This is a genomic window from Streptosporangium sp. NPDC001559 (assembly GCF_042893955.1).
GTDB lineage: Bacteria > Actinomycetota > Actinomycetes > Streptosporangiales > Streptosporangiaceae > Streptosporangium.
Genome location: NZ_JBIAVG010000004.1, coordinates 147,476 through 166,485, shown reverse-complemented (window position 1 = coordinate 166,485; position 19,010 = coordinate 147,476). Strand labels below are relative to the sequence as shown.

15 protein-coding genes are annotated in these 19,010 nt (G+C 71.1%); 8 read left to right on the top strand and 7 right to left on the bottom strand.

All coding sequences use genetic code 11. The features are described 5' to 3' along the window. Nucleotides 1-59 precede the first annotated feature (59 nt). Nucleotides 60-1,646, bottom strand: coding sequence for a flavin monoamine oxidase family protein (locus tag ACFYY8_RS10710; protein ID WP_390039375.1), 1,587 nt, complete (start codon nucleotides 1,644-1,646; stop codon nucleotides 60-62). 502 nt (nucleotides 1,647-2,148) lie between these two features. Between ACFYY8_RS10710 and ACFYY8_RS10705 the strand changes: the two genes are divergently transcribed. Further along, nucleotides 2,149-2,691 carry an SRPBCC family protein gene (locus ACFYY8_RS10705; RefSeq protein WP_390039373.1) on the top strand — a complete coding sequence of 181 codons (543 nt, stop codon included), beginning with the start codon at nucleotides 2,149-2,151 and terminating at the stop codon, nucleotides 2,689-2,691. Then, nucleotides 2,688-3,863: a zinc-dependent alcohol dehydrogenase gene (locus ACFYY8_RS10700; protein ID WP_390039371.1), complete on the top strand. Its 1,176-nt coding sequence runs from the start codon at nucleotides 2,688-2,690 to the stop codon at nucleotides 3,861-3,863. The genes ACFYY8_RS10705 and ACFYY8_RS10700 overlap by 4 nt, the downstream gene beginning before the upstream one ends. A gap of 40 nt (nucleotides 3,864-3,903) precedes the next feature. Here the strand turns inward: ACFYY8_RS10700 and ACFYY8_RS10695 are convergent, their stop codons facing one another. Both ACFYY8_RS10695 and ACFYY8_RS10690 read right to left on the bottom strand, forming a co-directional pair. Then, a complete protein-coding gene (locus tag ACFYY8_RS10695) occupies nucleotides 3,904-4,200 on the bottom strand; it encodes an STAS domain-containing protein (RefSeq protein WP_352015626.1) in 297 nt (98 codons plus the stop codon). Next, nucleotides 4,200-8,369, bottom strand: coding sequence for a SpoIIE family protein phosphatase (locus ACFYY8_RS10690; RefSeq protein WP_390039368.1), 4,170 nt, complete (start codon nucleotides 8,367-8,369; stop codon nucleotides 4,200-4,202). The genes ACFYY8_RS10695 and ACFYY8_RS10690 overlap by 1 nt, the downstream gene beginning before the upstream one ends. Before the next feature lie 367 nt (nucleotides 8,370-8,736). Between ACFYY8_RS10690 and ACFYY8_RS10685 the strand changes: the two genes are divergently transcribed. Both ACFYY8_RS10685 and ACFYY8_RS10680 read left to right on the top strand, forming a co-directional pair. Next, nucleotides 8,737-10,533 carry a SpoIIE family protein phosphatase gene (locus ACFYY8_RS10685; protein WP_390039366.1) on the top strand — a complete coding sequence of 599 codons (1,797 nt, stop codon included), beginning with the start codon at nucleotides 8,737-8,739 and terminating at the stop codon, nucleotides 10,531-10,533. A 109-nt stretch (nucleotides 10,534-10,642) separates the two neighbouring features. Then, complete coding sequence (locus tag ACFYY8_RS10680) at nucleotides 10,643-11,071, top strand: STAS domain-containing protein (RefSeq protein WP_390039364.1); 429 nt, start codon at nucleotides 10,643-10,645, stop codon at nucleotides 11,069-11,071. Between the two features lie 45 nt (nucleotides 11,072-11,116). Here ACFYY8_RS10680 and ACFYY8_RS10675 read toward each other — a convergent pair whose 3' ends face one another. Then, nucleotides 11,117-13,165 carry a sensor histidine kinase gene (locus ACFYY8_RS10675; protein WP_390039362.1) on the bottom strand — a complete coding sequence of 683 codons (2,049 nt, stop codon included), beginning with the start codon at nucleotides 13,163-13,165 and terminating at the stop codon, nucleotides 11,117-11,119. 294 nt (nucleotides 13,166-13,459) lie between these two features. Between ACFYY8_RS10675 and ACFYY8_RS10670 the strand changes: the two genes are divergently transcribed. Next, complete coding sequence (locus ACFYY8_RS10670) at nucleotides 13,460-14,029, top strand: hypothetical protein (RefSeq protein ID WP_390039360.1); 570 nt, start codon at nucleotides 13,460-13,462, stop codon at nucleotides 14,027-14,029. 208 nt (nucleotides 14,030-14,237) lie between these two features. Here the strand turns inward: ACFYY8_RS10670 and ACFYY8_RS10665 are convergent, their stop codons facing one another. Next, a complete protein-coding gene (locus tag ACFYY8_RS10665) occupies nucleotides 14,238-14,651 on the bottom strand; it encodes a VOC family protein (RefSeq protein ID WP_390039358.1) in 414 nt (137 codons plus the stop codon). Nucleotides 14,652-14,779: 128 nt separating this feature from the next. Here ACFYY8_RS10665 and ACFYY8_RS10660 point away from each other — a divergent pair, with 128 nt between their 5' ends. After that, a complete protein-coding gene (locus ACFYY8_RS10660) occupies nucleotides 14,780-15,652 on the top strand; it encodes a sigma-70 family RNA polymerase sigma factor (protein ID WP_390039356.1) in 873 nt (290 codons plus the stop codon). A 44-nt stretch (nucleotides 15,653-15,696) separates the two neighbouring features. On the opposite strand, the gene ACFYY8_RS10655 is transcribed toward ACFYY8_RS10660, so the two are convergent. Next, nucleotides 15,697-16,368: a response regulator gene (locus ACFYY8_RS10655; protein WP_390039354.1), complete on the bottom strand. Its 672-nt coding sequence runs from the start codon at nucleotides 16,366-16,368 to the stop codon at nucleotides 15,697-15,699. Beyond that, nucleotides 16,365-17,486, bottom strand: a complete 1,122-nt coding sequence (locus tag ACFYY8_RS10650) for a sensor histidine kinase (RefSeq protein WP_390039352.1) — start codon at nucleotides 17,484-17,486, stop codon at nucleotides 16,365-16,367. The genes ACFYY8_RS10655 and ACFYY8_RS10650 overlap by 4 nt, the downstream gene beginning before the upstream one ends. A 146-nt stretch (nucleotides 17,487-17,632) precedes the next feature. Between ACFYY8_RS10650 and ACFYY8_RS10645 the strand changes: the two genes are divergently transcribed. Together ACFYY8_RS10645 and ACFYY8_RS10640 are read left to right on the top strand one after the other, a co-directional pair. Beyond that, on the top strand, nucleotides 17,633-18,340 hold the full coding sequence (locus ACFYY8_RS10645; RefSeq protein ID WP_390039350.1) for a hypothetical protein: 708 nt from the start codon (nucleotides 17,633-17,635) through the stop codon (nucleotides 18,338-18,340). 41 nt (nucleotides 18,341-18,381) lie between these two features. Further along, a complete protein-coding gene (locus tag ACFYY8_RS10640) occupies nucleotides 18,382-18,978 on the top strand; it encodes an HD domain-containing protein (protein WP_390039348.1) in 597 nt (198 codons plus the stop codon). Nucleotides 18,979-19,010 lie beyond the last annotated feature (32 nt).

Genomic DNA, 19,010 nt, shown 5'->3' with positions numbered 1-19,010 from the left:
GGCGGCGGGGGCACGCCATGATCGATACCGCCCGCTACCGGGGCGGGGTACAGCCTGCGCTACTCGTGCGTGACGCGGGCCTGGATGCCGTGGAGCACGTTGTGGGTCGCGCGGATGGAGCCCTCCTGCCAGCCGTTGATGTGGCTCATGTGCTCGCCGGCGAACCAGTACGGCCCGTCCGGCGGCAGCAGTACGGAGTAGATGTCGCGGCGGGTGGCCGGGTCGTCCCCCCAGTCGATCCAGGCGCCCCCCTGGAAGGGCACGTTCGGCCACGCGACGGAGACGGGACGCCCGACCAGGTTCCGGTAACCGGGGTAGAGGTGTTCGCCGTCGGCGACGGCCGCGGCGGCGCGTTGCGCGGGCGTCATCGCCGAGAAGGAGTTCCCGATGTCGTGTGTCCAGATGTAGGCGCCGACGAGAATGCCCTTGCGGGCGTGGAGGTTCGAGCTCGGGTACCACATCTGGGTGATGTCCCGGCTGCTCCACGAGATGCCGCCGTAGATCTGGTGGTCCTTCTCCCACCACCGGTCCGCCTGGAACGCGATCTTGACGGCCGGGATGTAGTAGGGGACCGCCGCCTCGACGGCCCGTTTCACGGGCGGCGAGAAGTCGCTGTCGATGGCGTTGACGACCGTGAGGGGGACCGTCACGATCACGTGGTCGGCGTCCCAGACCTGCACGCGCCGGGTGACACGGTCACGCCAGGTGACCTGGGCGCCGGACCCGGATCGTCTGAGCTTCGTCACCTGCGCGTTGAGCGTGACGAACCGCCGGGTCCGCCGGTAGAAGGCCCGCGCGATGGCGTCCATGCCGCCGGTCGGCTCCACGACGGTCGACTGCTGCGGGTACTGCTCGCTGAACAGCGCGCGCCAGCGCAGCGACGAACCCTTGGAGATCTCGACGAGGTCGAGGGGTTCGAGGACCTGGCCCGGCTCGGGTCCCCCCGGCGGTTCGGAGTATCCGGCGTCCGGCGACCCGGTGTAGCGGTAGTTCCCGTCGAGCCCGCCGAACCCCTGGATGAAGTCACGCACCCGGGCGAGGTCCTCCTCCGACATGGGACGGTCCAGGTCCTGTTTGAGCGCGCGCGCCGCCAGCTCCGCGATGGCTCCTCGCGTGTCGGTGATCACCCGGCGGGCACGCTGCGGCCGCCCGCCGAACGCGGCGGCGTCGTGCAGGTAGGCGGCGCGGTTGTCGTTGACGAACACCTGCAGGGGGATGTCGAGGTCGCGGCAGTACCCGAGGAGCGCCTCGTGGTGGTGGGGGATCCTGGCGGGCCCCGCGTTGAAGTAGAGGCCCGGGTCGCGGTCCCAGTCGACGCGCTGGACCGAGCCGTTCTCGACGACGGTGTCCCCGCCGCGGTAGGTCCTGATCCGGCCGCCGACCCGGTCCTGCGCCTCGAAGACCCGCACGTCGTACTGCGCGGCCGAGAGTTCGAGCGCGGCGACCATGCCGGAGATGCCGGCGCCGATCACCGCGACCTTGACACCCCGCCCGCCGCCGTGTCGTGCCAGGTCCGGTCGTCCGGCGTAGGCCTCGGGTACGGCCAGCAGGCCCATCGCCGTCAGCGTCCCGTACGCGGCTCCCGCGCCACCGGCGCGTCCGACCAGGTTCACGAACGCCCGGCGTGTCAGTTGGTCACGGTACATACGCCCTCCAGTACGGGGATGAGTGCGTCGGGATCGGTGAGGCGCCGCCTGGCGGAGCGTGGGCGGGAGAGAGAGCCCACAGCCGTTGACGGCGACCTGGCCGGGACCGCGAACCGGGAGGCGTCGACGCGCTGAGCTCGACGGGGCCGATACGCCTGTTCTCCAGACGCGCCTCTCGGGAAAGCATGAGGTTCTGGGGAGGTGCGAGGCCAGTTTGTCGTTTTATGGCGGGGATGTCATTGACGGTTTCTGTACTGGTTATTGATGGTTTCTGCACGGTCTCTCGGGGGGCGGGACGTGGCCGTTCTCCGGAGACGGCCCCTGTCGTTCCACGCTTTCGCCGGGTGGGCCGCCGATCGGAGCCTCTCACCGCCCTCGCCCTGTGTGGCGCGTTCGTGTTTCGCCTGCACCGGAAATATATGGATATATCCAACTATTTCTTACTCAACAGGTGTAACTCTCTCTGAGGTCGGTAGCACCTGAAGTCAGGAAAGGGGGAGCCATGGAATTGACGGCCACGACGACAATCCGCAGACCGGCGCGGGACGTTTACGCGTTCTGGCGTCACCTGGAGAACCTCCCGACGTTCATGTGCCACCTTGACGAGGTACGCGTCACGGGTGAACGGACGAGCCACTGGAGGGCGAGCGCCCCGTTCGACCGGACGGTCGGGTGGGACGCCGAGATCACCGACGAGGTGCCGGGAGAGCTGGTCGGCTGGCGCTCGACCGGCGACGCCGACGTGCCGAACGCGGGGAGAGTCCGGTTCGCGCCGGCCCCGGACAGCGTGAGCACGGAGGTGCACGTACTGCTCGTCTACGACATCCCGGGCGGCCCGCTCGGCAAGGCGGTCGCCAAATACTTCGGCGAGGAGCCGCACCAGCAGCTCGACGACGACCTGCGCAGGCTGAAGCAGGTACTGGAGACCGGTGAGGTGACGCGATCCGACGGGGCGCCCTGGGGCAAACGCGCCCGCCGGGAGTTCCCGCAGCGTCCGGCGCAGCCCCTGTCGGCGGAGGAACTCGCGAAGGGGGCGGGGGCATGAGGGCCAACACCTGGGCCGGACGCAACAAGGTCGAGGTCCGCGACGTGCCGGACCCGACGATCCTCAACGGCCGTGACGCGATCGTACGGATCACCTCGACCGCGATCTGCGGTTCCGACCTGCACCTTCTCGACGGGTACGTGCCGACGATGCAGGACGGCGACGTCATGGGCCACGAGTTCATGGGAGAGGTGGTCGAGGTCGGATCCGGCGTCGACCCGTCTCGGCTGCGTGTCGGCGACCGTGTCGTGGTGCCGTTCCCGATCGCCTGCGGCGCCTGCGCGGCGTGCGCGGCGCGGCTGTACTCGTGCTGTGAGAACAGCAACCCCAACGCCGGGATCGCGGAGAAGATGTTCGGCCACCCGGTCGCCGGGATCTTCGGATACTCGCACCTGACCGGCGGATTCGCCGGAGGGCAGGCGGAGTACGCACGCGTGCCGTTCGCCGACGTCGGGCCGCTGCGGATCGAGTCGGAGCTGAGCGACGAGCAGGTGCTGTTCCTGTCCGACATCCTGCCCACCGGTTACATGGGCGCCGAGATGTGCGACATCCAGCCCGGCGACGTCGTCGCCGTGTGGGGCGCGGGCCCGGTCGGACAACTCGCCATGGACAGCGCGAGGCTGCTCGGCGCGGCCGAGGTCATCGCGATCGACAAGGAACCGTACCGGCTGCGCATGGCCGAGGAGGCGGGCCACACCGCCGTCGACTTCGAGGAGACCGATGTCCGCTCCCGGCTGCTGGAACTGACCGGCGGACGCGGTCCGGACAAGTGCGTGGACGCCGTCGGCCTTGAGGCCACGCACGGCAGCGCCCACATCGGCGCCTACGACCGGATCAAGCAGGCCGTCCGCTCCGAGACCGACCGTCCGCACGCCCTGCGACAGGCCATCCTGTCGTGCCGCAGCGGCGGCGTGGTTTCGGTCATCGGCGTGTACGGCGGGCTGATCGACAAGTTCCCCGCCGGGGCGTGGATGAACCGCTCGCTCACCCTGCGCACCGGGCAGTGCCATGTGCAGCGGTACATGGAACCGCTGCTGAGGCTGGTCGAACGGGGCGACCTCGACCCGACCCGGATCATCACCCACACCCTGCCGCTCGAACAGGCGCCGTACGGCTTCGACATCTTCAAGAACAAGCGGGAGAACTGCGAGAAGGTCGTCCTCAAGCCCTGAGAGGGCCCTGGGCGCCACGCCACCCCCGGAGGGGCGGGGGTCAGACGCCCGGCGAGGCGTGGACGGGGGCCAGGTCGGTGAACCCGGAGATGTTCAGGACGGGGAGCAGGAGCGGAGGGGCGATGAGCTCGATCCGGTCGACATGGGCGAACAGGACCGACAGACCGGCGCTGTCGAGGTAGCCGACGGAGGTCAGGTCGAGGACGACCGCGCCCGTCGTGCGTTCGAGAGCGGCGGCGAGGACGTCGGTGTTGCTCATGTCGATCTCACCGACAGCCGTCAGCAGGGCGACGCCGTCCGGGCGGAGATCGGGGACCAGGGTGAGCGGTGTGGCCATCAGGTGATCCTCGTGTGCATGTCGACGGTGGTTCCGGTGGAACCCGGGGTGACGGTGACGTGCTGCATCATGGCGCGCATCAGGGCCATGCCACGGCCGCGATGGGTGTTGATCTCGGGGCGGGGAGGCTTCCAGTGGCCGCTGTCGGTCACGGTGAGCCGCAGATCGTCGACGAAGGCCTCGGCACGCAGGCGGATCGTGCCGCCGGGGGCGTCGCGGTGCCCGTGTTCGATGGCGTTGGCGCACGCCTCACCGGCGGCGAGCAGGACGCCCTGCAGGACCAGCGGGGAGAGCCTGCACTGGGTGAGCCAACCACGCAGGGCCGTACGGATGGGTGCGAGCTGTGACGACTCGGCGGGGAAGACCACGTCCAGGGGGGCGGGGTGCCGGTACAGCAGCAGGGCGACGTCGTCGTCGTAACCCCCCTCCGGGGCCAGGCGGGACATGATCTGGGTGGCGAGATCGTCGACGGCGATGTTCCGGCCCGCCTGGACCGCCGCGCCCGCCTGGTCGATGCCCGCGGTCAGGGGTCGGCGACGGCGTTCGACGAGGCCGTCGGTGTACAGCAGCAGGGTGGCGCGCGCGGGGATGTCGCACTCGCCTTCGGGACGCGCCCTGCCGGGGAGGACGGCCAGCGGGGCGGAGCGGCCCTCGGACAGGAGGCGGACGGTGCCGTCGGGGTGGGCGAGGATGGCCGGTGGATGCCCGGCGCTGGAGTAGGTCAGGTGCCCGGTGCGCGGATCCAGGACGCTGCAGAAGACAGTGGTGCACCTCGCGCCGGGGAGGCCTGCGGCGAAGTGGTCCAGGGCCATGAGGGTCCGGCCCGGCCGTGCGTCCTGCAGCAGCAGGGCGCGGCAGGCGCTGCGCAGCTGCCCCATGACGGCCGCCGCCTCCAGCCCGCGGCCGACGCAGTCGCCGACCACGATGCCGATGCGGCCGTCGGGCAGGGCGACGGTGTCGTACCAGTCGCCGCCGACCTCCAGGGGAGGGGTGGCCGGTTCGTAGCGGACGGCGAAACCGTCGGGAAGGTCGGAGGGGCCGAGGATGGCGCGCTGCAGGGCGAGGGCGGTCTCGCGCTGCTGGTCGATCTGGTGGGCGCGGACCAGGCCCTGGGCGAGATGCCCGGCCAGCAACGACAGCAGCAGCTGGTCCTCGCCGGTGAAGGGCCGGTGGCCGCCCAGGTCGATCCACAGGGCCAGTGGACCCTCGGGGTGCTCCAGAAGGACGCCGGCCCCGGTGCGGTCGGTCACCGAGGAGAGCGGAGGCCGTCCGCGCAGTTCGGTGAGGGCGTCACGGCGCCGCTCGGGCAGCAGCCGCCAGACGGGTGAGCCGTCGGTGGCGGTCAGGGCCGGCTCGTCGCCGTCGTCGAAGACGGCGGCCAGCACGGACCGGGCGCGCCAGAGGTTCTTCAGTTCGGTCAGCGCGCCGCGCAGCGCGTCGTCCAGGCTGGTGGCCCGGGACAGGCACGTGCTCAGCGACGCCAGGGCGCTCTCGCGCTGGACGGCGTAGTGCTCGGCGGTGACGTCGCGGAAGGTTCCGACGGTCACCCTGCGGCCGGTTTCGGGGTCCTGGGCCTGGTTGAAGGTGACGCTGATCCACAGCCGGTGTCCGTCGCGGTGGGTGATGGGCAGGGTGTGGCTGCCCCGGCCCTGGCCGAGCAGGTCCGCGAAGGCCTCGGCGACCTGCCGGTGCGCCTCGGGATCGGTCTCGGCGTCGGGCCACCAGGGATGGGCGGGCAGGTACGGCAGGCCGTCGGCCCCGTAGCCGAGGATGTCGGCGAAGGAGGCGTTGATCTCGATGACCGCGCCGTTCTCGTCGCAGACGAAGAACGCCTCCCGCAGGGAGTCGATCAGCGCGGTGCGCCAGCGGGCGTGGTGGCCGCGCAACCGGGCCAGCTCCACGCTCGCCCGTACACGTGCCAGCAGTTCGGCCGCGGCGAACGGCTTGACGAGGTAGTCGTCGGCGCCGGCCCGCAGGCCTTCGATGGAGGCCTCCTGCCCGGCCCTGGCGGACAACAGCAGGATGGGGACCGAGGCGGTGCGCGAGTCGGCCCGAAGCGCCGCGACCAGTCCCAGGCCGTCCAGGTGGGGCATCATCACGTCGCTGACCACCAGGTCGGGAGTGGTCGTGCGGACGGCCCGCAGGGCCTGTCGTCCGTCGCCGACCGCGTCGACCAGGTAACCGGCGCCCCGCAGGATGCGGCCGAGGTACTCGCGCATGTCGGCGTTGTCGTCGGCGATCAGCACCCGTGCCGGGGGGTCGGCTGCAGACGCCGCTCCCGCCGTCCCCACCGCCTCGGCGGCCGGGCCGCCGGTCGGATCGTCGGGCAGCCAGCGTAGGGCCTCCTGCAGGTAGGGGTCGGCCGCGGCGGAGGTCACGGAGAGGGTCGCGGCCGTACCGGTGGCGGACGTCAGCGCCTCGGGGGGCAGGTGGGCGTGCCCGAAGGGCAGACGGATGGTGAAGGTGGTGCCCTCTCCTTCGACGCTGTCGGCGGTGATGGTGCCGCCGTGCAGACCGACGAGCTCCCACACCAGAGCCAGCCCGATTCCGCTTCCCTCGTTGGAGCGGGACCGGGCGTTCTCGATGCGGTGGAAGCGCTCGAACAGCCTGGGCAGTTCCCCGGCGGGCACGCCGATGCCGGTGTCCGCGACGGTGACCACGGCGTGGCCGTCGTGGGCGCGCACGCGGACGCGGATGGAGCCGTCGAAGGTGAACTTCAGCGCGTTGCTGAGCAGGTTGAGGATCACCTTCTCCCACAGGCCGTAGTCGATGTGGACCGGGTCGTCCAGCGGCGGACAGTCGACGTCGAAGGACAGACCGGCCTTCTCGACGGCCGAGCGGAACACGCTGGCCAGGTCGGAGGTGACGGCGGCCAGGTCGACCGGCTGGTAGCGGGCCCGCATACGGCCCGCCTCGATGCGGGAGAAGTCCAGCAGGGTGTTGACGAGCTTGCCCAGCCGCAGCCCGTTACGGTGGACGGCCTCCAGCTCCTCGCGTATCCCGGGGTCCGCCTCGGCGAGCCGCCCGCGCAGCTCCTCCAGCGGTCCCATGATCAAGGTGAGCGGGGTGCGGAACTCGTGACTGATGTTGGAGAAGAACGCGGTCTTGGCCCGGTCGAGTTCGGCCAGTTCCTCGGCCCGCCGCTGCTGGGCCTGGTAGTTGCGGGCGCTGGCGACCCCCGCCGCGATGTGCCCGGCGACCAGCTCGGCGAATCCGCGGTAACCGTCGTCCAACGGCCGGTACCGGTTCAGCGCGGTCACCAGGAACCCGTACGGCTCGCCGCCCTGCCGCAGCAGCGGCAGGACCAGTGCCTGCGTGGGCGGCTGTGGCCAGTCCCCGGTGGGCAGTGCGGTGAACGGAACCCCCCGGAGGTCCACGAGCGCCGGTTTCCCCTGGGCGAGTGTCGCCGCGGGCCACACTCCGTCCGCGTCCCCGGCGGCCAGGACCGCAGGGGCGGCGGGGTGCCCGGGGACGACGCCGGTCGCGTTCGTCAGCCGGGCGGAGTCGTCGTCCTGGAACAGGTAGGTCAGCGTGAAGGGGAGGTCCCGCAGGTTGCGGCCGAGTTGCCTGCCGGTGAAGGCGAGCATCTCCTGCTCGGTGCGCACCACGCTGAGGTCGGAGCCCAGGTGCCGCAGCGTCGCCATCCGCCGTTCGCCGACGACCCGCTCGGTGTCCTCGCTGACCACGCACAACATGCCGACCACCTGGCCGTCGTCGTCACGCAGGGGGCTGTAGGAGAAGGTGTGGTAGGTCTCCTCCGGGTACCCCGACCGCTCCAGGAACAGCAGCAGGGCCTCGTCCCAGGTCGCCCTGCCGGTGGTCAGCACGGTGTCGATCCGGGGACCGATGTCGTCCCAGATCTCCGCCCACACCTCGTTCGCCGGGCGGCCGAGCGCCCACGGGTACTTGCGGCCCAGGGTGTCGCGCCGGTAGGCGGCGTTGCAGAAGAACGTCAGGTCGGGCCCCCAGGCCATCCACATCGGGAACCGGGACGACAGCAGGATGCTCACCGCCGTCCGCAGGCTCTGCGGCCAGCGAGCCGGTGGCCCGAGCGGGGTCGCCTCCCAGTCCACCAGGGCGAGATCACCGCCGATCTCGCCGTCGACGGCGAACACGTCGGCTCCCGCCGTCACCGACGGTTCACGCCCAACGTCCTCAGAACGCGTCACCGAACGCCCTTTCACCTACCTGACCGGATCATGAAGCCGCCACTTGTCCCGGTCACGTCCATGGCCCATGATGCACGTCCCGTTCTCTTGCCGATGTGGGGAAGAAAACACCGGCATCGCCCCGCTACCTTGACCGCTGTATTATTTTTCCTCCCATCGTAGGACAATTCGGTCTTTTTCCGGTGTGTGGGGCCGGGTCGAGGAGGTACGAAAAGCACACCTCGGGAGTACGGTGGCCACGGCCTGAGGGCCCGGGGCAGGAGAATCCACCCCGGAGAGTAGGCACATATCGGCCGTCCATGGGCAGTAACCGGTTCGGCGCTCGCCGCCACGACCAGTAAGCATCACACAAGACAGGTGAACACCGATGTCGACCAAGGGCGCCGAGGACAGGCGGTGCGAAGTGCGAGGACGGACCGGCCTGTCGGCCAAGGCGGACACGAACATGGAGCGCTTCGCCGCTCTGGTGGCCCGGACGTTGCGGGCGCCGGTGGCGCTGGTGTCCCTGGTAGAGGGCGACCGTCAGGTCTTCCCCGGCCTGGCCGGCCTGACAGGATCATGGGCCGAGCACCGGCAGAGTCCGCTGTCGCACTCGCTGTGCCGCTACGTCGTGACGGACGGCGAACCGCTGGTCCTGACGGACGCCCGCCTCGACGAGCGGGTGCGAGCCGTCCCGGCCGTCGCCGAGCTGGGGATGGTCGCCTACGCGGGGATGCCGCTGACCGACGAGGACGGGCGGGTGCTGGGGTCGCTGTGCGCGGTCGACACCACCGCCCGCCGGTGGACCAGCGCGGAGCTGACCGACCTGGCCGACCTGGCCGCGGCGTGTTCGAGCGAGTTGCGGCTGCGCCTGGCCTCCCGCGCCGCGGAGGACGCCCGGGCGGCCGCCGAGGAGGCGCGCGCGACCGCCCAGGCCAACGCCGCGATGCTGCTGCGCGCCTCCCAGGAGATGGCCGAGGCCGCCAGCGTCCAGGACGTGCGGCAGCGACTGCGCCACCTGGTGATCGGCGCCCTGGCGCCGCACTACATCGGACTGAGCCTGCTGCGGGACGGCAGGCTGACGCGGGTGCCCGACACGGACGGCCCGCATGAGGTCGAGGAGATCCTCGGCCAGTACGGAATCGAGGCGCCCTTCCCCTCGGCGCGGGCGCTGCGCGATCGCCGGATGATCGCCATCCCCAGCCGGGAGGACCTGGCGGCCCAGTACAGCCCCGAGGCGGTGGCCGCGTTCGACTCCCTGGGCCTGGTCTCGGCGGTGTGCCTGCCGCTGATCGCCAGCCGCGGCCCGGTCGGCGTGCTCATGGTCGGCTGGAACCGGCACCACCAGCCTGACCTGGTGGAACAGGCGACGCTGAACGCGCTGGCCAGCTACACCGCGCACACCGTGGCCCGGGCGCTGTTCCTCGGCGAACGCATCACCGTCGCCCGCCAGCTGCAGAGCGCCATGCTGACCGACCTGCCCGCCACGCCCGGACTGGACAGCGCGGCCCTGTACCGGCCCGCCGCCACCGACGACATGGTCGGGGGCGACTGGTACGACAGTTTCCCGCTGCCCGGCGTCCCCGGCGGGCCGGTGACGTCCTCCCTGGCGATCACCGTGGGCGACATCACCGGCCACGACATACGGGCCGCGGCCCTGATGGGACAGGTGCGCAGCATGCTTCGCCAGGCCGTACTCGACCATCCCGCGCTCGGGCCCGCGGCCGCGCTGACCGCTCTCGAACACGCCTGCCTGAGCCTGCGGCTGCCCGCGACCGGCAGCATCCTGCACGCCCGTCTGGAGTACGGCGCCGCGGGCTGGGCGTTGACCTGGTCAAACGCCGGTCATCCGCCTCCGCTGCTGCTCCTGCCCGACCGGAGTACCCGGCGGCTCGACCAGCACGACGTGCTGTTCTATCCGGGCCTCGGCCATCCACCGCGTACCGACCACCGCATGGACCTGGCGCCAGGCTCGACGCTGCTGCTGTACACCGACGGCCTCGTCGACAGGCCTGGCCGGGACGTCGAACAGGCCATCGGCACGACCCGCGCGTTGCTGGCCGCCCACGGGGAGCGGCCGCTGCCCGAGTTGCTGGAGACCCTGGCCGACGAGATGGCCGGGCCGAAGGCCGACGACGACGTCGCCATGCTCGCCGTACGCGTCCCGCTCTCTCCTCATGCCTGACCCCGGCGGGCACCCGGGGCCGGCGGGGCGCACAGGACGCCCGGATGTGCCTTACCGTGGTCCCAGAGCCGTGTACCGGCAGGGGGCGCCTGTCAGTGGAAGGGAAGCCATGTCGCACCACGCCGACCAGAACGACCAGACGGGGCAGGCGCAGCTGACCTTCACCGTGGAGGCCGGTGCGGGCGGCGATCCGACGATCGTGCACGTGTGCGGTGCGCTGGACTACGACACCTCTCCCGTGCTGGGCGCCGTGATCGACAGGCTGTGGGAGGAGCTGGACGGCGACCACCTGCTGCTGAACCTGGAACGAACCACCTTCTGCGACTCGGTCGGCCTGAGCCGCCTCGTCGCGGCCTTCACCGGTTCCCAGCAGCGGGGTGTGACGCTGCTGCTGGTCGCCCCGCAGCCCTTCATGCGCCACGTCCTGGACCTGACCGGCCTGTCCCGGATCCTGATGATCCGCGACAGTCTCGCCCAGGCGCTTGCCGAGGCCCGGGAGCGCTCCACGAACGACCCGGGCCACGTGCCCTCCCTGTGAGGTCCCCGGCGGGCGCCACACCCGGACCGCAGGTCGCGGGACCGGCTACCCGTGCTGGGGCACCGGTTGCGTGTCGGCGAAGGGAACCGCGGGAAGGGGGAGCGTCACCTCGACCGTGGTGCCCTCCCCGGGGCCGCCGCTGACGAGGCAGAGCCCGCCCAGCTCCGCGGTGCGCTCGCGCATGGAGGTCAGGCCGACGCCCGCGCGGCGCTCCGGCGCCAGCCCGGCGCCGTCGTCGGTGATCAGCAGGCGCAGCGCCTCGGGTCCGCGGCGCAGTTCGACCCGGACGTGGGTGGCGTTCGCGTGCCGCCGGACGTTGGTCAGCGCCTCCTGCGCGATCCGGTAGACGGCCACCTCGACGGCGGCGGGCAGGTCCTCCAGGTCCCCCTCGACGCTCACCTCGGTGACGGGACCCTCAGGGGCGGCGGGCCCGGCGAGCGCCCGTACGGCGGCGGCCAGCCCGAGGTCGTCGAGGGCGGGCGGGCGCAGGCCGTAGACGAGCTGCCTGATGTCGCCGGTGACCGAGTCCATGCCGGAGCGCAGCTCACGCAGCAGCCCGTCGGCGGCGTCGGGGGAGGTCTTCAGGCTGAGGCGGGCCATGTTGATGGTCATGGCCAGCCCGCTGAGCGTCTGCCCGAGGCCGTCGTGCAGGTCGCGGCGCAGCCGCCGCCGTTCCTCCTCCCTGGTGCTCAGGATGCGCTCCCTGGAACGTTGCAGGTCGGCCGACATCCGCAGCGCGTGCGCCACGTCGGCCGCGTAGGGGACCAGCGTGGCCAGGACCCGCTCGTCGTGCGCGGCGGGGAAGCGGCGCGGGGTCGGCGGCCCGACCAGCAGCCGCCCCACCCGCTCGCCGTGCCAGACCAGCGGCACCTCACGGGGGGCGTCGCCGATCTGCCCGCTGGTCGCGCTCGCCACGCCGACCCGCTGTCCCGGCTCGCCGCCGGTCACCTCGACCGTGACCCCCTGTACGGCCAGGCCCTCACGCAGCACGCCGATCACCGATGCCAGCGCCTGCGCCGGATCCCCCCGGCGTACCTCCTGGACCAGCCGTTCCGCGAGCACACGCGGGTCGCCGACCGGACCGTAGAGCAGGCGGTCGATGGCGCGTTGCAGCATCCGGCGCAACGGCTGGAAGAACGCGCCGGTGAACAGGGCCGCGGCGAGTCCGGCGATCTGGTCGAGGCCGGAGACCAGCAGGCTCGACAGCGCGGCCACGCCGAAGTAGACCCCACCGACCACGGCCAGCAGCCCCGCCGCGACGAAGGTCCGGCTGACGATGGTGTCGATGCCGTACAGCCGGTAGCGCATCACCGAGAACAGCAGCGCGATCGGGATGAGCATCGCCCACAGGATCGACAGCCAGGTCAGCTCCGGCGCGGCGACGCCGACGAACATGAACACGATGTATCCGGCGAACGCCAGCAGCGGCCAGCCGATCTGCCGCCTGACCTCCGGGTCCGCCCCGCGGAAACGCAGCAGCATGGACAGCGCCGCCAGCGGCAGCGTCGCCAGGACCCCCGTCCAGTTCACCACCAGCATCGTCTGGTGGTACGGCGCCAGCTCGGGGATCTGCAGCGGGTTGTGGATGACCGCCGGGAACAGGTAGCTCTCAAGCGGCGGGTCGGGCCGGATGAACTGGCGGGTGGTCTCGGCGACGATGGACACCACGCCGAGCACCACCACCGCCCGCCAGCGCCGCGAGGGCAGCCTGCCGTCCGGGGAGTACAGCGGCAGCAGCATCTCCAGCGCGAGCCCGGAGACCCCCCAGCCCAGATACACCGCGAACCTCAGGAACCCCGCGAGCGTGAGGTTCCCGTGCGAGGCGGTCAGCAGCATCATCGCCTGGCAGAAGTCGTGTACGGCGCCGCCGAGCCCGCCCAGGCACATCAGCCACGCCAGCTTGAGCCTGGGCCGGTGCGCGATGAGGAACGCGCCGACCGCGGGGAAGGTCACCCCCGCCGCCGTCAGCGGCGTGACGGTCTCGGGCGACTTCCACTCCTCGGGGAGGGTCGCGTAGATCCATATGGCCGCGGTCACGAGCAACGGAGACACCACGGCCAGGACGACGGTGACCGCCCTGGCTGCCCACGCCATCCCACTCCCGCTTTCCGGCGCCTGTTTTCGCCTGACCCTAGTGTGCCTTTGGGGCGGTACAAAGGTCACGATTCACCACCATTGTGGCAGGGGCGTTATCAACGGAAGCGCCGGCCGTACGGGCCACACGAGCGGTACGGCGAGGCGTTTCCCGGCGGAGCCGACCGGCGGGAACCGCCCCTTTCCCACGACGGTGGAAACTCTCGACGATCACGGTCCTCGGCTGATCGGCCATGCCGCACCACGGGCGCTCCACCGGAGGCGATTGTCGGACCGTCTCGTTATGGTCGCTCCATGAGCGATGCCCCGACCGCCCTGGAGCGGCTTCTCGCCCTTGTGCCCCCGCCGGAGACCCCGTTGTTCGCCCTGGGAAGCTGGGAGGAGTTGTTCGCGGAACTGGGGACGGGGCTGCCTTCGGACTACGTGGCTTTCGTCAACGCCTACGGGTCGAGTGACTTCTCCGATTGGCTGGGGGTGGCGGATCCCCGCCGGGACGGGCACGGGGCCAGCATGGACACCGAGGGGCGGACACTGGGCGATCAGTATCGTTCCTTCCGCGCGAAGTGGCCGGAGGACAGCCCGTTCGCCGCCTGGCCGGAGCCGGGTGGGTTCCTGCCGTGGGGGAACACCATTGACGCCGATCATGTGGGATGGCTGACCGAGGGAGAGCCCGACCGGTGGCCGGTGGCCATCTGGCCGCGTCACCACGATGACCGGGTGATCGGCATGACAATGACGGAGTTCCTGTGGGGCTGGTTCTCGGGCGAGCTCGTCGGTGGAGAACTGCCCGACCTGACCCCGCTCACCCGCCGGCCCTGGGAGTGTGGCTGCGGCGGCGGGTGCGCGAGACAGGGCGGGCGGTAAGGTCTCCGGCTCAGGTACGGCCACGGCCGGGGACGCCACCTGTGTTCTCCCCTTTCGGGGCGGGCAGGTCAGACCTCCGCGTTGCCGGAGGCGTCATTTCTCTTCACCGGATCGTGACGCGCCGCTTCCCGCACCGGGGCACCGCCGTCCGGGACGGCCGCGGCGCGCCTCGCCGTCCCGGACACCGCTGTGAGACAGAGGATCGCGGTTACTCCGCGTAGGGCTGGTCCGTTCCCCGGGGGCTGTAGCCGAGACTCCAGATGTAGCCGTCCGGGTCGGCGAAGGTGCCGCCGTACCCTCCCCACGGCAGAGCGCCGGCGGGCTTGAGGACCGTGGCGCCGGCCTTCTCGGCCTCCGCCATGATCTCGTCGACCCGCGCCTCACCACGGACGACGTAGGTCAGGACCAGTCCGCTGAAGCCGCTGCCCTCCGGGCCCGTGCCCACCTGGTCGGCCAGACCCTCGCGACCGTAGAAGCCGACGGGCGAGGCGCCGTCCGATTCGAAGAACACCGAGATGCCGTAGTCGTTCTTGATCTTCCAGCCGAGTCCTTCCGTGTAGAACCGCTTGGCCCGGTCCATGTCCCGGACACCGAGAAGGATCGAGCTGACGTGCGCTTTCATGCCTTGCTCCTTGTGCGTGGGGTGGTGTGCGCCGGCGGGCCGGGCATCCGGACCGGGGCCCGGATGTCACATCGGCGTGCGTTCGCCGGTCAATTGGTATGACAGGCACGGACGGAGGAATGTGACGGATGGCTGAGCAGGACTGGCTGAGCGAGCGGTTCGCCGAGCACCAGAGCCGCCTGTACGCGGTGGCCTATCGGATGCTCGGCTCCCCGACCGAAGCCGAGGACGCGGTGCAGGAGGCCTGGCTGCGGGTCGGCCGCGCCGAAACCGGCCAGGTGGAGAACCCGGCCGGGTGGCTGACCACCGTCGTCGCCCGGGTCTGCCTGAACATGCTGGAGACGCGCCGGGCCCGGCGTGAGGAGTCGGCCGGGGCGCTGCCGCCCGATCCGGCGGAACCGCGACCGAGCACCCACCCGGTCGGCCAGGCCACCCCCGAGGAGGAGACGCTGCTGGCCGATTCGGTCGGTGTCGCGCTGATGGTGGTGCTGGACACGCTGACTCCCGCCGAGCGGCTCGCGTTCGTCCTGCACGACGTCTTCGCCGTGTCGTTCACCGAGATCGGCGCCATCCTCGACCGCTCCCCGGCGGCGGCCCGGCAACTCGCCAGCCGGGCCAGGCGCCAGGTGCGGGGGACGGCCGACGCCTCCGGCGCCGCGCGATCGGCGAAGCGGGAGATCGTCGAGGCGTTCCTCGCCGCGGCCCGGGGAGGGGACTTCACCGCCCTGGTCGAGTTGCTCGATCCGGAGGCCGTGGCCATAGAGATCCGCGGCGCCGAAGCGGTGGCGGCGTTCTTCGCCGGACGGGCCCAGGCGGCCAGGCTCGCCCTGGTCGACGGCGTCCCGGCGGCCGTCTGGTCGCACCGAGGACGGCCGAAGGCCGTCATCACGTTCACCGTCCACGACGGGAGGATCACCCGCATCGCCGTCGAAACCGATCAGGACCGGCTCCGCGACCTCGACATCGTCCATCTCCTGGCCGGTGACGAGGAACGGCCTTGACCGGCGTCCGGTCAGGGCGTGGGACGTCGTTTTCGGGACGGGGGTCAGCGGTGTGGGCTGATCAGGCCCGACTCGTAGGCGATGATCACGAGTTGGGCTCTGTCGCGGGCGTGGAGTTTCGCCAGCAGCCGTCCGATGTAGGTCTTCACCGTGGCCAGCGACAGCTGTAGCCGCTCGGCGAGTTCGGTGTTGGACAGGCCGCGTGCCACCAGGGTCAGGACCTCCCGTTCCCTTTCGGTCAGGAGTCGGAGTTCGCGGGTCAGCACCGGGGGCCGCTCGGGGGAGCGGGCGAACTCGGCGATCAACCGGCGGGTGACGCCCGGGGCGAGGAGCCCCTCTCCCCGGGCGACGAGGCGGATCGCGTCGCACAGTTCCCCGGGCCGGGTGTCCTTGAGCAGGAACCCGCCCGCCCCGGCGCGCAGCGCGGCGTACACGTGGGAGTCCAGGTCGAACATGGTCAGGATCAGGACCCGCACCCCCTGGGTCTCCGGTGTCCCGCAGATCCGCCTGGTGGCCTCGATGCCGTCCATCGTCGGCATGCGCACGTCCATGAGCACGATGTCGGGCAGGTGGGCGAGGGCGAGTTCGACGGCCTCCGCGCCGGTGCCCGCCTCCGCGACGACGGTCATCTCGGGCTCGTTCTCGATCAGCGCCCGGAAACTGCCCCGCAGCAGGGCCTGGTCGTCGGCGATGAGCACCCGGATCGGCTCGATCACGGCGCCTCACCGTAGCGCAGGGTCGCGTTCACCTGGAATCCCCCATCCGGCAGCGGCCCCGCGGCGAACCGCCCGCCGTACATCGTGACCCGCTCCCGCATGCCGATGATGCCGTGTCCCGGGGAGGTCGCGGGAGGCGGGGCGCCGTGGCCGTCGTCGGTCACCTCGATCGTCACGACCCCCTGCCCGGCCAGGACGCCCACCCGGCAGTGGGCCGGGGCCGCGTGCTTGACGACGTTCGTCACGGCCTCCTGGACGATCCGGTAGGCGGCGAGCTCAACGGCTTCCGGGAGGTCGTCCCCGCCCTCGACCGACAGTTCGACGTCCACCCCGGCCATGGCGGCCCGCTCGGCGAGTTCGGTGAGGCCGCCGAGGGTCGGCACGGGGGCCGGTCCGGTGTCCTCCCGGAGCACCCCGAGCAGCCTGCGTGTCTCGGTGAGCGCCTGCCTGCTCGTCTCCTCGATGACCCGCAGCGCGTCGAGGGCCTCCTCCGGCCGGTTCCGCGCCAGGTGGTTGGCGACGCTCGCCTTGACCGCGATCAGCCCCATCCCGTGGGTCATCACGTCGTGCAGCTCACGGGCGATCCGCAGCCGCTCGTCGACCAGCACCTGGTGCTCACGCTGCCGTTCCAGGCGTGTCTCCTGGTCACGGCGTTCACGCACGTTGAGCGCCCACCGCCAGGCGCCCGCGAGCAGTGGCAGGGCCAGGCCGTACCACCACGCGCCGCCGGGGAGCGGTAGGTCACCGACGACGGCGGCGACCACCGTCGTGGCGGTGGCGCAGGCCATGGCCCGCACGGCGAGCTCCCTCCGGGCGCCGAGTGTCAGCGTGTACAGGGCGCAGGCCGTGGCGACGAACGGGTCCCACAGCAGGCCGAGCACGGCGGCGGAGACCGACAGCGTCACGATCACGACGAACGCCCCGAGCGGCCGGTACCGCCTGAGCGCGAGTGGTACGGCGATCGCGGCGGCGACGGCCAGCGAGACCGGGAGCCGCCACGGGGACCCGGTCTGGTCCATGAGCAGGTTGCCCGCGAGACCGATGTCCACGGTCAGGAGCGCGACGGCCGTCAGGACATCGGCGGCGACCTGACGGCGGGTGGGCTTCTCAGCGGGCATGACCGGTACGGTAACGCGCCGCCGAACCAGGGCACATCCACCCACGGCGGATCATCCCTGGGGATGAACGACAGCCCTGGGGCTGACCGGGAAGTGTCCACGGAGGGCTGATCCGTCCCGGGTGGACGCGGTGCGATCGTCGGGCCATGCCAACCGACCACAGCTTCCCCGGCCGCCGGATCAGTGCGGTCTCCATGATCGTCGGACCCCTGCTCCTGCTGGCGGGGGCGTTGACGCGGGTGCCGTTCCCCTTCCCCTTCACCGAGCAGCTGGCGGCCGTACAGCGGGCTCCCGGCCTGGTGATCGGCGGCTACACCGCCTTCCTTGCGGGCAACGTGCTGATGTGGCCCGCCGTCGTCACGCTGGCCCGCGGGATCGGGCGGACCCACCCCATGTGGGCCGCGTGGGGTGGGGCGTTCGTCATCTTCGGGCTGTTCGAGCGGACCTTCCACGCCGGGATCAACCAGACCGCGTTCCGGCTGGTGCTGCGGCGCGGCCTGGACTCCGCGACGGTCTTCGTCCAGGACTCCTACCAGGACACCCATCTGTTCAGCTATCTGTCGTTCACGATCATGTTCGGCTGGTACGTCCTGGCCTTCGGCGCCTACCGCAGCCGGGTTCTCGGCCTGACCGGCTCGATCGCGCTCGCCTCGATGGGGGCGGTGCCGCTCGGCGTGCTCAAGGGGACGGACGCGTTCACGATCGCCGGGACCCTGGGGTTGTGCGTGGCGTTCCTGCCGCTGGGGTTCAGGCTCATGCGTGAGGGGCCGAGGCCGAGCCGCCGCTCCGTCCTGCTCACCCTGCTCGGTACGGCGGTCGTCGGCCTGCTCGCCTACGCGAGCACCCTCGGCTGAACCGCTCGAACGCCGTTCTCACCCGTTGTTAGACTCCCGGAATGCGGATTCCGGGAGACGAACAGATTCGCGCGCTCCACGAGAAGTACGCGCCCACGCGGGAGGCGTTCGAGCTCGTCTTCACCCACTGTGAAATCGTGTGCGGCATCGCCGAGCAGATTCTCGCGCGTACCGGATCCGACCTCGACAGGGACCTCGTACGGGCGGGAAGCCTGCTTCACGACATCGGGGTCTATCGGCTTTACGGCGCCGACGGAAAGCTCGATCACACACGTTACGTACGGCACGGCGTACTCGGTCACGAACTCCTCCGCGAGGAGGGATTTCCTGAGGAGATCTGCCGTTTCTGCTCCTGCCACACCGGAGTGGGGATCAGCCGGGACGACGTGCGGAGCCAGGGGCTTCCCATCCCTGTCGCCGACTATGTCGCCGAGTCGGGTGAGGAGAGACTGGTGATGTACGCCGACAAGTTCCACAGCAAGTCCACCCCGCCCACATTCGTCTCCGCCGCGTCCTACGCCACCCGGGTCCGGCGCTTCGGCGAGGACAAGGTCGTCGCGTTCAAGGCGATGTGCGAAACCTTCGGCGTTCCCGATCTCACGCCTTTCACCACGACCTACGGGTGCGCCGTGGTCTAGGAGGGCGGACGTCCCCGGCCGGGATGGAGATG

What these genes read in the sequence shown, in the direction of transcription:
- ACFYY8_RS10685 (WP_390039366.1), top strand. Translation starts at nt 8,737, where the DNA reads ATGTCGACCAAGGGCGCCGAGGACAGGCGGTGCGAAGTGCGAGGACGG.
- ACFYY8_RS10680 (WP_390039364.1), top strand. Translation starts at nt 10,643, where the DNA reads ATGTCGCACCACGCCGACCAGAACGACCAGACGGGGCAGGCGCAGCTG.
- ACFYY8_RS10700 (WP_390039371.1), top strand. Translation starts at nt 2,688, where the DNA reads ATGAGGGCCAACACCTGGGCCGGACGCAACAAGGTCGAGGTCCGCGAC.
- ACFYY8_RS10670 (WP_390039360.1), top strand. Translation starts at nt 13,460, where the DNA reads ATGAGCGATGCCCCGACCGCCCTGGAGCGGCTTCTCGCCCTTGTGCCC.
- ACFYY8_RS10705 (WP_390039373.1), top strand. Translation starts at nt 2,149, where the DNA reads ATGGAATTGACGGCCACGACGACAATCCGCAGACCGGCGCGGGACGTT.
- ACFYY8_RS10665 (WP_390039358.1), bottom strand. Translation starts at nt 14,651, where the DNA reads ATGAAAGCGCACGTCAGCTCGATCCTTCTCGGTGTCCGGGACATGGAC.
- ACFYY8_RS10660 (WP_390039356.1), top strand. Translation starts at nt 14,780, where the DNA reads ATGGCTGAGCAGGACTGGCTGAGCGAGCGGTTCGCCGAGCACCAGAGC.
- ACFYY8_RS10645 (WP_390039350.1), top strand. Translation starts at nt 17,633, where the DNA reads ATGCCAACCGACCACAGCTTCCCCGGCCGCCGGATCAGTGCGGTCTCC.
- ACFYY8_RS10675 (WP_390039362.1), bottom strand. Translation starts at nt 13,165, where the DNA reads ATGGCGTGGGCAGCCAGGGCGGTCACCGTCGTCCTGGCCGTGGTGTCT.
- ACFYY8_RS10710 (WP_390039375.1), bottom strand. Translation starts at nt 1,646, where the DNA reads ATGTACCGTGACCAACTGACACGCCGGGCGTTCGTGAACCTGGTCGGA.
- ACFYY8_RS10695 (WP_352015626.1), bottom strand. Translation starts at nt 4,200, where the DNA reads ATGGCCACACCGCTCACCCTGGTCCCCGATCTCCGCCCGGACGGCGTC.
- ACFYY8_RS10650 (WP_390039352.1), bottom strand. Translation starts at nt 17,486, where the DNA reads ATGCCCGCTGAGAAGCCCACCCGCCGTCAGGTCGCCGCCGATGTCCTG.
- ACFYY8_RS10640 (WP_390039348.1), top strand. Translation starts at nt 18,382, where the DNA reads ATGCGGATTCCGGGAGACGAACAGATTCGCGCGCTCCACGAGAAGTAC.